The following is a 12,668-nucleotide window of genomic DNA, read 5'->3' on the forward strand; positions in this document are numbered from 1 at the left end:
TTCGTGACACCACCGGCGGCGGCGCAGCAGCCGGTGATCCTCAAGGTCGCGATCGTGCAGCAGATCGACTCGATGAACCCGTTCCTCGCGGTGTTCCAGTCGAGCACGGAGATCGGCCGGCTGATGTACGACTACCTGACCGCCTACGCCGCCGACGACCAGTCGGTGACCGAGGGCCTCGCGAACAGGTGGGAGCCCTCGGCAGACAAGCTCACCTGGACGTTCACCGTCCCGGAGGGCAAGAAGTGGTCCGACGGGCAGGCGATCACCGCGCACGACGTGGCGTTCACCTACAACCTGATGATGACCGACGAGGTCGCGCGCACCGCGAACGGCGGGTTCGTCGCCAACTTCCAGACCGTCACCGCGACCGACGACCGCACGGTGGTCATCCGCACGAAGACGCCGCAGGTCACGATGCTGGCGCTGGACGTGCCGATCGTGCCGCGGCACGTGTGGGAGAAGGTCGGCAGCGTCAAGGACTACGCCAACGACCAGATGCCGGTCGTCGGGTCGGGCCCGTTCGTGCTGACCGAGCACGTGGCGGGGCAGTTCATCAAGCTCAAGGCCAACAAGCAGTACTGGCGGGGCGCGCCGAAGTACGACGAGCTGCACTTCGTGTACTTCCAGAACTCCGACGCCGCGGTGCAGGCGCTGGGCAAGGGCGAGGTCGACCTGGTCAACCGGATGGCGCCCGCCCAGTTCGACTCCCTGGCGGGCAAGGCGGGCGTGACCCGCAACAAGGCGCAGGGCCGCCGCTTCACCGAGCTGATGATCAACCCCGGTGCGCAGACCCGCACCGGTGAGCCGATCGGCGACGGCAACCCGGCCCTGCGCGACGTCGCGGTGCGCCGGGCGATCGCGCAGGCCGTCGATCTCGACGCGCTCGTGCAGCGGGTGAACCTCGGCTACGCGGAGAAGGGCGGCGGGCTGGTGCCGCCGGTGTTCGGCAAGTGGCACTGGCAGCCGAGCGAGCAGGAGCTGCGCAGGTTCGACCCGGCCGCCGCCAACGCCGCGCTCGACGCCGCCGGACACCCCCGCAAGGCCGACGGCACCCGGTTCGGGCTGCGGCTGATCGGCCGGGCCGGGCGCGCCTACGACGAGCAGGCCAGCGAGTACCTCAAGCGGTCGATGAGCGACATCGGCATCGCGCTGGACGTGCGGCTGGTGTCGGACAACCAGCTCAACGAGGCCACCACCGCCGCGACCTACGACCTGGCGTTCTCGGGCTGGTCGACCAACATCGACCCGGACTTCGTGCTCGGCCTGCACACCTGCGCGCAACGCCCCGGCGCGGACGGCAAGGGCGGCACCACCGACACGTACTTCTGCGACGAGGCCTACGACAAGCTCTACGCCCAGCAGCTCTCGGAGTTCGACGAGGGCAGGCGCGTGGAGATCGTCAAGCGGATGCAGGCGCGGTTCTACGACCAGGTGCCCGCGGTGGTGCTCGCCTACGACAACGCGCTGGAGGGCTACCGCTCCGACCACTTCGCCCGGTTCACCACCCAGCCCGCGCAGGGCGGCGTGATCATGGCGCAGAACGGCATGTGGGGCTACTACGCCGCCGAACCCGCCGAGCGCGCCGCGGTCTCGGGCACGGGCTGGACCGGGTTCGCCCTGGCCGGTACCGCGGTCGCGGCGGTGGCGGTCCTGCTCGTCGTGCTGGCCCGGCGCCGCAGGGCCACGGCGGGGGAGCGCGAGTAGGTGCGTCTGGCCGGTCGGTTCGGTGGTGCCGCGCTCAGCCTGCTGATGGTCGCGGTGCTCGGTTTCTTCCTGTTCCGGGTGGTGCCGGGCGACCCCGTGGTCTCGATGACGCGGGGCCGCCCGACCACCGAGGCGCTGCAGGCCGAGCTGCGCGCGCAGTTCGGCCTGGACCGTCCGCTGCACGAGCAGTTCTGGGGCTACTTCACCTCGCTGCTGCGCGGTGACCTGGGGACGTCGTTCACGTTCCGCAGGCCCGTCGCGGACGTGATCCTGGAGCGGCTGGGCCCGACGCTGCTGCTGGTGGGCACGGCGACGCTGATCGCGGTGCTGCTGGGGCTGTGGCTCGGGGTGCGGGCGGCGTGGCGGCGCGACTCGGCGTTGGACCGGGTGACGACCGGGGTGTCGCTGACGTTGTGGGCGGTGCCGACGTTCTGGCTCGGCATGCTGCTGATGATGGTGACCGGGGACCTGTTCCCGTCGCGGGGCATGCGCGACACCGACACCGCGCCGGACTTCGTGTCGCAGGCGCTCGACGTCGCCCATCACCTGGTGCTGCCGTCGGTGACGCTGGTGGCGGTGGTGTGCGCGGAGTACGTGCTGGTGATGCGGTCCTCGTTGCTGGAGGAGATGCACGCACCGTACCTGACGACGGCGCGCGCGAAGGGGCTGCGCGACGACCTGGTGCGCCGCCGGCACGCGGTGCCCAACGCGGTGCTGCCGGCGATCACGCTGGTGTTCCTGCGGTTCGGGCTGGTGGTGGCGGGGGCGATCACGACCGAGACGGTGTTCTCGTGGCCGGGGCTGGGGTTGCTGTTCTACGACGCGCTGACCGGGCCGGACTACTTCCTGCTGCAGGGGTTGCTGGTGGTGACGGCGGGCGCGGTCGTGGTGATGAACCTGCTGGCCGACCTGTTGCACGGCGTGCTGGATCCGCGGGTGAGGGTCGGATGAGCGTCCGGAGTCCGGCTGTGGCGCGGTTCCTGGAGCACCGCGCGGGCGTGGCGGGCGCCGCGATCCTGGTGGCGGCCGCGGTCGTCGCGGTGCTGGCGCCGTTGTTCATCCCGGCCGACGCGCTGGACGTCACGCGGGTGACGGCGGCGGCGTGGCAGGCACCGGGTGCCGGGCACTGGCTGGGCACCGACCACACCGGCCGGTCGGTGGCGGTGCTGATGGCGCAGGGGGCCGGGACGTCGTTGTTCGTCGGGCTGACGGCGGCGGTGCTGTCGGTCGGCATCGGCACGCTGGTCGGGATCACGAGCGGGCACTTCGGCGGGCTGGTCGCCGGGACGTTGCTGCGGGTGACGGACTTCTTCCTGGTGCTGCCCGCTCTGGTGCTGGCGATCGCGTTGTCGACGGTGCTGCCGCGCGGGCTGGGCACGATCGTGCTGGCGATCGGGCTGACCAGCTGGCCGTCCACGGCGCGGATGGTGCGGGCGCAGACGCTGACGATCGAGGCCAGGCCGTTCGTGGAACGCGCGCGGGCGCTGGGCGGCGGGCACGCGCACGTGATCGGCCGGCACGTGCTGCCGTCGGTGGTGCCGCTGGTGCTGGTGAACGCGACGCTCGCGGTGGCGTCGGCGATCGTGGCGGAGTCGACGCTGGCGTTCCTCGGGCTGGGCGATCCGACGCGGATCTCGTGGGGCGCGCTGCTGCACCAGGCGCAGCTGCACGGCGCGGTGCCGCAGCGCGCGTGGTGGTACCTGCTGCCGCCGGGGGTGGCGATCGTGGCCGTGGTGCTGGCGTTCACGCTCGTCGGGCGGGCGCTCGAAGCCGTTGTGACGCCGAAGAGGTGACCCCGTGCTGGAGTTGAGGAACCTCACCGTCCACTACGGACCCACCCGCGTCGTGCACGACGTGAGCCTGACGCTGGCGCCCGGTCAGACGCTGGGCCTGGCGGGCGAGTCGGGGTCGGGCAAGTCGACGCTGGCGATGTCGGTGCTGCGGCTGCTGCCCAGGGCGGCGCGGGTCGACGGGGAGATCCTGCTCGGCGGCGACGACGTGCGGACGATGGCGTGGGGCCGGCTGCGGGCGGTGCGGTGGGCGTCGGCGTCGGTGGTGTTCCAGGGCGCGATGCACTCGCTCAACCCCGTGCACCGCGTCGGCGACCAGATCGCCGAGCCGATGCGCCTGCACGGCACGCCCGGCAGCGTCGCCGACCTCCTCGACCAGGTCGAACTGCCCCAAGCCAAGGCCAGGGCGTATCCGCACGAGCTGTCGGGCGGGCAGCGGCAACGGGTCATGATCGCGATGGCGCTGGCGTGCGGGCCGCGGCTGGTGATCGCCGACGAACCGACGACCGCGCTCGACGTCGTGGTGCAGGCGCAGGTCCTCTCCGTGCTCAAACGCCTGGTCGCCGAGCAGGACCTCGGTCTGCTGATGATCAGCCACGACCTGTCGGTGCTCGCCGAGACCTGCGACGACCTCGCGGTGATGCAGGCGGGCGAGGTGGTGGAACGCGGCCGCACCCGTGAGGTGATCGCGAACCCGCGCCACCCGCACACCGCGGCGCTGACGGCGGCGTTCCCGGTGATCGGCGACCCGGCGCACCGCTGGGTCTCGTCCGAACCGACGCCGCCGCCGCTGCTGGAGGTGCGGGACGTGACCGTCGACTACGGCCGCACCCGCGCGGTCGACGGCGTGGACCTGACGGTCGGGCGCGGGGAGATCGTGGCGCTGGTCGGCCAGTCCGGCTCCGGAAAAACGACACTGGCTCGTACCATAATGGGGTTGCGGGCGCCGTCCTCCGGTCGGGTGATCTTCGACGGCTCCGAGGTGCCTCGGAAAGGCAGGGCGCTCAAGGCGTTCCGGCGTCAGGTGCAGCTGGTCCTCCAAGATCCGTCCAGTGCCCTGAACCCACGCCACCGCGTGTACGACGCGGTCGCCGAGGCACTCCGGGTCCACGGGATTCGCGACGACGAGGAATCGCAGGTCACGGCCGCTGTGGAACGGGCGGAGCTGCGTCCGGCGAGCCTGTACCTGGACGCCCTGCCGCACGAGCTGTCCGGGGGTCAGCAGCAGCGGGTGGTGATCGCCGGCGCCCTGGTGCTGGGGCCCCGGTTGCTGGTGGCCGACGAGCCCGTCGCGTCGCTGGACGCCTCGGTGCGCGGGGAGATCGTGGCGTTGCTGCTCCGGTTGCGGGCGGAACTGGGCCTTGCTTCATTGATCATCACGCACGACCTAGGGCTGGCGTGGCAGATCGCCGACCGGGTCGCGGTGATGCATCAGGGGACAATCGTGGAACAAGGTTCAGTCGAGAAGGTCCTGCTCACCCCCTCTCACGACTACACGCGTGCCCTGGTGCGCGCGGTGCCCCGGGTCTAGCCGGGTGATCCCGATCGACCACGCCCGGTCGCGGGCCTCGCTGACGCCTGCCGAGATCGGGCGGGGCGGGGCCGACGGCTGGGTGGACGTGCGCGAGGTGCCGACGCTGGCGAGGCTGGCGTGGCACGACCTGGGCCGCCCGCCCGGGGTGCTGGCCGAGCTCGCCCAGGCCGCTGATCCGGAGCACGTGCGGGAGCTGTGCCGGATCCTGGCCTCGACCTCCCGCGCCGACACCGCCGCGGTGTGGCGGTACCTGGCCGCGGACTGGGAACGCACCGGCGAGCGCTCGGACGGGCGGCAGCGGTTCCTGCTGGACCGGGCGATGCGCGGCGAGGGCGTCGACTGGCACGACTACGCGGCGCTGATGGGCATCGTCCGGCCAGAGGAGGTCGCCGCGGCGTTCGACCGCGACGAGGACATGGTCGGGGTCGCGGTGATCGGCCTGGCGATGTCGTGCCCGGACCCGTTGATCGTCTTACCGCTCGTCGCCCGCGCGCTGGACCACAACCGCCTCGAGGTCCGCCGGCAGGGCGCCACGGCGCTGGCGCACGTGGCACGGCTGCACGGTGTGGTGTCGCGGGAGTGCCTGGAGGTGCTGCGCCGGCACCGCGACGACACCGCCGAGGACGACCTGTGGACGTTCGTCGCGCACCGCAGGCTCCCGCCGTGGCTGTGGTGGCGGCGCGTCACGACCCGGCCAGGGCGGCGAGTTCCGCGCGCACGGCGGTCTCGGTTATCTGGTTGCGCTGCCCGGCCGCCCGGCGCAGAGCGTCCTCGAAGTGGTCCCGCGCCGCGGCGAGATCTCCTCGGGCCGCGGCGATCCGGCCGCGTTCGCGGGCGATGTGGCAGCGCATCTCGTCGGGCCCGTACCAGCCGCCGGGCGTGAGCTCCCACGCCTGCTCGCACTCCGCCGCCGCCAGCGCGTGGTCGCCGCTGACCCGCGCGAGTGCCGCGAGCCCCAGGTGCGCCCCGGCCTGCACGACCAGCGCTCCGGAGTGGCGGGCCAGTGTGAGCGCGAGCCCGAAGTCCTCCCGCGCCCCGGCGAGGTCCCCGGCCGCGACCTTCGCCTGGGCCCGCCCGGTGACGGCCTCGGCGGTGTCCTCGGTGGCACCGAGCTCCGCGAGCAACGCCCGCGCCCGTTCGATGTGCTCCAGCGCGTGCGCGTGGTCGCCGTCGAACAGCGCCATCTCGCCGAGCTGGTTGAACGCCAGCGCCGCGCCCCACCGGTCACCGACCCGCGTGAACGCCTCCGCGCCCTGGCGCAGCATCGCCCTGCCGGTCTCCGGGTCCCCGCCCATCCGCGCGACCAGGCCGTCCCCGACCAGCGCCAGAGCGGCACTCCACGGATCGTCGTTGAGCAGCCGGTTGCGGCGGTGCCAGACCTGCGAGTCGTTCTCCGGCGCCCCCAGCGCCATGCCCCACATCATCGTCATGATCGGGTACCGCGGCGGCGCCTCCAGCTCGGCCAGCAGCGCGTCGGCCTGGCGGATGCGGGCGCTCTGGTCCCCGGCCGCCACGGGCCACGCGATCAGCAGGCACAACGCGTACTCCTGCTCCCGGTCCGCCGGCGGGGTCTCGCCGCACGCGTGCAGCACCGCCTCGGCCAGCTGGGCGGCCTCGGTGCGCAGCCCGCGGCACCAGTAGTAGGTCGCCAGCGCCGCCACGAGCTCCAATGCCAGCGCGTGGTCGTGGCGGGTGGCCCAGCCGACGGCGGCGACGAGGTTGTCGTGGTCGGCAGAGAGCCGGTGCAGCCATTCGATCTGCTCGTGCGCGCGCAGGTGCGGTTCGGCGTCCTGGGCCAGGCGCAGGAACCACCGCGCGTGCCGTTCGGCCAGGTCCGGCGCGTGGGTGGCGCAGAACGCCCGGATGGTGTCGAGCATCCGGTACCGGTCGTCGACCACCTCCACAAGTGACTTGTCCGCCAACGACTCCAGCGTGTCCACGGCGGACTCGCACACCGCCGTCACCGCGTCCAGGCGCGCGCCGCCCGCGAACACGGTGAACCGGGCGGCGAGGTCGCGTTCGGCGTCGCTGAGCAGGTCCCAGCTCCACTCCACGACGGCGTGCAGCGTGCGGTGCCGGGGCGCGGCCGTGCGGGAGCCCTTCGACAGCAACCGGAACCGGTCGTCCAGCCGGGCCGCGATCTCGGCCAGCGGCAGCGACCGCACCCGCGCCGCGGCGAGCTCGACGGCGAGGGCGATCCCGTCGAGCCGCCGGCACACCTCCGCGATCAGCTCGGGGTCGGCGTGGAAACCGGGCTTCACCGCCTGCGCCCGGTCGAGGAACAACCGCACCGCCGCCTCGGAGTCCAGGGCGCCGACCGGGCTGAGCGTCTCCCCGGTGATCCCGAGCGGTTCGCGGCTGGTCGCGAGCACCCGCACGTCCGGGCACGCGGCCAGGATCCCGCCGAGCACGCGGGCGGCCTCGTCGATGACGTGCTCGCAGTTGTCCACCACCAGCACGACGTCGCGCACCGCCAGCGCCTCCCGCAGCCGTTGCTCGGCGCCCGGCCCGCCCGTGAACATCCCGGCCTCGCGCACCCCGGCTCCGTCGAGCAACGCCCGCACCACGTCGGCGGTCGCGCTCAGGTCGACGAACGCCACCTCACCGGCCTCCCGGTGGGCGACCTCGACGGCCAGCCGCGTCTTCCCGGTGCCGCCGGGCCCGATCAACGTGACCAGCCGGCTCTCCCGCAGCCACTTCGACACCCGCCGCAGGTCCTCGTCGCGCCCGACGAAGCTGGTCAGCTGCGCCGGCACACCCCGGTGCGGCGAGCCCGCCCGCAGCACCTGGAGGTGCGCGTCCGCCAGCACGGGGGAGGGGTCGACGCCGAGCTCCCGCGCCAGCAGCTCCCGGCCGCGCGCGAACACCTCCAGCGCCTCGGTCTGCCGTCCCGCGCGGTGCAGCGACAGCATCAGCGCCGCCCGCAGGTCCTCCCGCAACGGGTGCTCGGCGAGCAGGTCGCGGTGGTGTTTCTCGTTCCCGCCGGACAGCGCGCAGGTGATGAGCACCTCAGTCAGGTTCTGCCGCGCCACCTGCACGAACGGCGCCTCGACATCGGCCAGGGCGGGCCCGCGCCACAACGCCAGCGCCTCCGCGGCCCGCCCGGCGTCCAGCAACGACGAGCACACCAGGTGATCCACCTCGGCGGGGTCGGCGACCAGCCGGTACCCCGCGGGGTGGTGCTCGATCACCAGCCCCGGCACCGCGCGGCGCAACCGCGACACCTGGGACTGCAGCGCGTTGGCCGCCCCCGCCGGAGGCTGCGAGTACAAGCCGCCGATCAGCTGGTCGTGGCCCACGATCCGCCCAGCGTCGAGCACGAGCATCGCCAGCAACGCGCGTTGCCGCGGCGCCGCGACCTCCACGCCGTCCACCTGCACCGGACCGAGCACCCCGAACCTCACGAGACACGATTCTCCCGCAGTCCCAAGATCCACGAGGCCGGAACCCGCACTGCTCCACTTAGGTCGACTATCTATGCATTTAGGTGACCAGCCGTATCCGTGTGGCCACGTGCGGTCTCCTTCCGTTCGGTCGGGGACGAACTCACGAGCGGAGAAGGCACAGCATGAGACCCATGATCACGGTCGGCACCGCGCTGGTGACCACCGTGGCTCTCGCACTACCCGCGCACGCGGCCACCGGGAACCTGCCGGGCGGCACCAGCATCGGCGTCACCATCACGAGCCCCGCGAACAACAGCGTCCACCCGCCGGGCACGGTGAACGTCGCCGGCAAGGCCACCATCGGCACGGGTGTCGCCGTCGTGGACACCGCGCTGACCTACGTGCTCGACGTGTCCGGCTCGACCCAGACCGGGGTGGCGGCGGGCTGCGGCGGAGACCAGAACGGCGACGGCAACCCCGCCTCGATCCTCGACTGCGAGATCGCCGCGGCCAGGGCGCTGAACGCCAAGGCCGCGGTCCCGAACACCGTCGTCGGCAGCGTCGGCGTCGCCGTGTTCGGCTCCGACGGCACGACCGCCGACGTCGGACCGGCCGCCGGCGACCAGAAGACCACCACCCCCACCGCCGACGCCAACGCCAACGCCGTCAACGACATCTCCGAGGTGCTGGGCAGCGTCACCTTCAGCGGCGTCGGCCTGTTCACCAACCGCGGTTCCGGCGGGGGCACCAACTACGTCGCGGCACTGACCGCCGGTCTGTCCTCGGCCACCGCCGCGCCCGAGTCGCGCAAGCTGATGGTGTTCCTGTCCGACGGCGCCGGCTCGGGCAACGTCGACCCCGCGCTGCAGCAGGCGATCGCCGCCGGCGTCAAGATCTTCACCTTCGCCGTGTCCAGCAGCGTCGGCTGCGACATCGCGGGCACCAACTCGTTGCGCAAGATCGCCGAGACCACCGGCGGCACCTGCACCGAGGTCCCGGACGTCTCCCAGCTACCCGACGTCGTGCCCGGCGTCATCGCCTCCAAGCTCACCGCGCTGACGCTCAAGGTCGACGGCGGCGCTGACCTGCCGATCACCTCGATCACCCCGGGCCTGCCGCAGGACGGCCCCGCCACCGTCGACTACACCGTCACCACCCCGGCCCTCGCGCCCGGCGACCACCAGCTGTGCGTCACCGCCCGCGGCACCGACGGCGGAGGCGCCGGTGACGTCACCGAATGCGTCACCGTCAAGATCAACGCCCCGCCCGTGGTCAAACCCGGCGGCCCGCACTCCGGACAGGAAGGCACCGACGTCGGCCTCGCCGGCACCGTGACCGACCCGGACGGCCCGTCACTGACCACGGCCTGGACCGCGACCCCGCAGTCCGGCGTCGACGCGGGCGCCACCTGCGCGTTCGGTAACGCCGCCGCGCAGACCACCACCGTCAAGTGCACCGACGACGGCGTGTGGCAGCTCAAGCTCACCGCCAACGACGGCGTCAACGCGGCCGTCGTCGCCACCACCACCCTCACCCTGACCAACGTCGCCCCGCAGACCACGCTGAGCGCCGACAAGACCCTCGTCACGCGCGGCACCACGGTCAACTTCACCGCGCCGTTCACCGACATCGGCGCCAACGACACCCACACCTGCACGTTCGACTTCGACGACGGCTCGCCGATCGTCAACGGCACCGTCAACCAGGGCAAGTGCACCGGCTCCCGCACCTTCACCGCCCTGGGCGCGCACAACGTCCTGGTCAAGGTCACCGACGACGACGGAGGCTCCGCCACCGCGGTGCTCAAGGTCGTCGTCTACCTGCGCGGTGAGGCGTGGGCACTCAACGCCACGGGCCTCATCAACGTCGCCAAGACCCCGCACGCGCAATGTCCCCCCAACGAGGACAAGACCGTCGCGACCGTCAACGTGCTGGGACTCGCCACGGTGAACGCCCTGCACGCCGACTGCACCCTCGACCCGAACACCGGCCGCACCGTGGCCAGCGCACGGGTGGAGGGAGCCTCACTGCTCGGTGGCGCGATCACGCTCAACGCCATCGAGGCCAAGTGTGAGAGCGACGCCAACGGCGTCGTCGGCTCATCGAAGGTCGGCACGCTCAACGGCCAGCCCATCGGCACCGGCCCCGCCACCATCGGCGTCCCCGGTGTCGCGACCGTCCACGTCAACGAGACCGCGACAGGACCGAACGGCCAGCTGATCCAGAACGCCGTCCGCGTCCGCACCCTGCTCGGCCAGGAGATCATCCTGTCGGCCTGCCGTCTGGGCTGACATCCGCCGGCACGTGCTGGGGAGCACCGCGCTAGCTCCCCAGCACGTGCCCCGTCGTCGCGTCCACGTGCGCCGGCACCTCGTCGTGCCGATCACCCACGGTCGACGTGCCGGACGGCTCGAACATCAGGATCCGCGCGCCGTGCGGCGCCGACGGCTTGTGGAACGTCCCGCGCGGCACGGTGAACACGGCACCCTGCACGAGCACGACCGTGCGATCCGGTGCACGCAGATCGATGCGCAGCTCACCGTCCAGCACGAGGAAGAACTCGTCGGTGTCGTCGTGCACGTGCCACACGTGCTCACCCTCGACCTTCGCCACCCGCACGTCGTAGTCGTTCACACGGCCGACGATCCGGGGACTCCACAGAGCGTCGAACGAGGCCAGCGCCTCGTCCAGAACAACAGGCATCTCAGTCACAAGGCCCAGCCTCGCCGCTGACACGCCCCGGCCGTGAGTGCTAGGAATCGCACATGCCGCAAGAATCCTCGCACCGGGTCGTCGTCATCGTCGACGAGAACTCCAACCCGTTCGAACTCGGCTGCGCCACCGAGGTCTTCGGCCTGCACCGCCCCGAGCTCGGCGGCCACCTCTACGACTTCCGCCTCAGCTCACCCACCCCGGACACCGCCATGCGCGACGGCTTCTTCACCCTCACCGGCGTCGCAGACCTGGAAGCCGCCGAACACGCCGACACCCTGATCGTGCCCAACCGGCCCAACGTCGAGACACCACGCCGCCCGGACGTCCTCGACACCATCCGCCGCGCCCACACCCGCGGCGCCCGCCTCGTCGGCTTCTGCTCCGGCGCGTTCACCCTCGCCGAAGCAGGCGTCCTCGACGGCCGCCGCGCCACCGCCCACTGGCAGTGGGCCGACGAGTTCCGCACCCGGTTCCCACAGGTCACCCTCGAACCCGACGTGCTCTTCGTCGACGACGGCGACATCCTCACCTCCGCCGGCAGCGCCGCCGCCCTCGACCTCGGCCTGCACCTCGTCCGCCGCGACCACGGCGCCCAGACCGCCACCTCCGTCAGCCGCCGCCTCGTCTTCGCCGCCCACCGCGACGGCGGCCAGCGCCAGTTCGTCGAACGCCCCGTACCGCGGATCCCCGACGAGTCACTCGCCCCGGTCCTGCACTGGGCTCAACAACACCTCGACACGCCCATCACCATCACCGAACTGGCCAAGAAGGCAGCCGTCAGCCCCGCCACCCTGCACCGCCGCTTCCAAGCCCAACTCGGCACCACACCACTCGCCTGGCTCACCGGCGAACGCGTCACCCTCGCCTGCCGCCTGCTCGAACTGGGGGAGCAGCGCCTCGACGTCATCGCCCGCCGCACCGGCCTCGGCACCGCCGCCAACGTCCGCGCCCTCGTCCGCCGCGACACCGGCCTCACCCCCACGCAGTACCGCCGCCGGTTCAGCCCAGCGCCCGCGCGATGATCCCCTCCACGACCTGCGACTTCGCGTCCGCGTAGTCCTGCACCCGCGCCCACGTCCGCACCGCCAGCTCCCGCTTCACCCGCTCGTACTCCGCACGCTCCTCAGGACGCGCCCGCAGCCGGTCCCGGAACGCCAGCATCCGCTCCACCTCCACACAACCGGGGGAGAAGACGTGCATGTTCACGTTCGGCGTCGTGCCCTTGACCAGCCGGTGCTCGTACCAGCCCGGCTCCCGCAACCGCAGGTAGTACCCCGCCCCCACCAACGCCGGCACATAAGCGTCCTCATCACGCGAATCCGGCACCACCAGCAAGATGTCGATCAACGGCTTCGCCGCCAGCCCCGGCACCGACGTCGACCCGCAGTGCTCCACCAGCACCACCCGCTCACCCAGCGCGCCCCGGATCTTCGCCTCCTCGCGCTCGTACCAGCGCGGCCACTGCGCGTTGTAGTCCTCCAGCGTCACCGGCGCGTTGTGCGCGGGCTCCTCCGTCACGTACTCGACATCCGCCAC

General features: G+C 72.3%; 9 protein-coding genes. 6 read left to right on the top strand and 3 right to left on the bottom strand.

Going from position 1 to position 12,668, the window contains the following annotated elements:
• Window positions 1-3 precede the first annotated feature (3 nt).
• Genes ACQEU1_RS04835 through ACQEU1_RS04850 form a run of 4 tightly spaced genes read left to right on the top strand, consistent with a single transcriptional unit; the run spans window position 4 to window position 5,028 of the window.
• Window positions 4-1,707, top strand: coding sequence for an ABC transporter substrate-binding protein (locus tag ACQEU1_RS04835; protein WP_433196624.1), 1,704 nt, complete (start codon window positions 4-6; stop codon window positions 1,705-1,707).
• A complete protein-coding gene (locus ACQEU1_RS04840; RefSeq protein ID WP_433196626.1) occupies window positions 1,708-2,658 on the top strand; it encodes an ABC transporter permease in 951 nt (316 codons plus the stop codon). It abuts the gene before it with no gap.
• Entirely contained in the window at window positions 2,655-3,500 is an 846-nt protein-coding gene (locus ACQEU1_RS04845) for an ABC transporter permease (protein ID WP_433196628.1), read from the top strand. The genes ACQEU1_RS04840 and ACQEU1_RS04845 overlap by 4 nt, the downstream gene beginning before the upstream one ends.
• A gap of 4 nt (window positions 3,501-3,504) precedes the next feature.
• The gene (locus ACQEU1_RS04850) at window positions 3,505-5,028 is read left to right on the top strand and encodes an ATP-binding cassette domain-containing protein (RefSeq protein WP_433196630.1); all 1,524 of its coding nucleotides are present in this window, start codon (window positions 3,505-3,507) and stop codon (window positions 5,026-5,028) included.
• A 686-nt stretch (window positions 5,029-5,714) separates the two neighbouring features.
• On the opposite strand, the gene ACQEU1_RS04855 is transcribed toward ACQEU1_RS04850, so the two are convergent.
• The gene (locus ACQEU1_RS04855; protein ID WP_433196632.1) at window positions 5,715-8,435 is read right to left on the bottom strand and encodes a BTAD domain-containing putative transcriptional regulator; all 2,721 of its coding nucleotides are present in this window, start codon (window positions 8,433-8,435) and stop codon (window positions 5,715-5,717) included.
• Between the two features lie 164 nt (window positions 8,436-8,599).
• On the opposite strand from ACQEU1_RS04855, the gene ACQEU1_RS04860 reads away from it, so the two are divergent.
• Window positions 8,600-10,708, top strand: coding sequence for a choice-of-anchor P family protein (locus ACQEU1_RS04860; protein WP_433196634.1), 2,109 nt, complete (start codon window positions 8,600-8,602; stop codon window positions 10,706-10,708).
• A 31-nt stretch (window positions 10,709-10,739) separates the two neighbouring features.
• Here ACQEU1_RS04860 and ACQEU1_RS04865 read toward each other — a convergent pair whose 3' ends face one another.
• Window positions 10,740-11,120 (bottom strand): cupin domain-containing protein, encoded by a 381-nt coding sequence (locus ACQEU1_RS04865; protein WP_433196636.1) that lies wholly within the window; start codon window positions 11,118-11,120, stop codon window positions 10,740-10,742.
• A gap of 62 nt (window positions 11,121-11,182) precedes the next feature.
• Between ACQEU1_RS04865 and ACQEU1_RS04870 the strand changes: the two genes are divergently transcribed.
• Entirely contained in the window at window positions 11,183-12,154 is a 972-nt protein-coding gene (locus tag ACQEU1_RS04870; RefSeq protein ID WP_433196638.1) for a GlxA family transcriptional regulator, read from the top strand.
• On the opposite strand, the gene ACQEU1_RS04875 is transcribed toward ACQEU1_RS04870, so the two are convergent.
• On the bottom strand, window positions 12,132-12,668 hold the full coding sequence (locus ACQEU1_RS04875; protein WP_433196640.1) for a GrpB family protein: 537 nt from the start codon (window positions 12,666-12,668) through the stop codon (window positions 12,132-12,134). The genes ACQEU1_RS04870 and ACQEU1_RS04875 overlap by 23 nt on opposite strands.

It is taken from the genome of Lentzea sp. CA-135723 (genome assembly GCF_050936595.1).
GTDB lineage: Bacteria > Actinomycetota > Actinomycetes > Mycobacteriales > Pseudonocardiaceae > Lentzea.

Bases quoted from the DNA above. Each gene is read 5' to 3' on its own strand.
- ACQEU1_RS04870 (WP_433196638.1), top strand. From the start codon at position 11,183: ATGCCGCAAGAATCCTCGCACCGGGTCGTCGTCATCGTCGACGAGAAC.
- ACQEU1_RS04845 (WP_433196628.1), top strand. From the start codon at position 2,655: ATGAGCGTCCGGAGTCCGGCTGTGGCGCGGTTCCTGGAGCACCGCGCG.
- ACQEU1_RS04865 (WP_433196636.1), bottom strand. From the start codon at position 11,120: ATGCCTGTTGTTCTGGACGAGGCGCTGGCCTCGTTCGACGCTCTGTGG.
- ACQEU1_RS04860 (WP_433196634.1), top strand. From the start codon at position 8,600: ATGAGACCCATGATCACGGTCGGCACCGCGCTGGTGACCACCGTGGCT.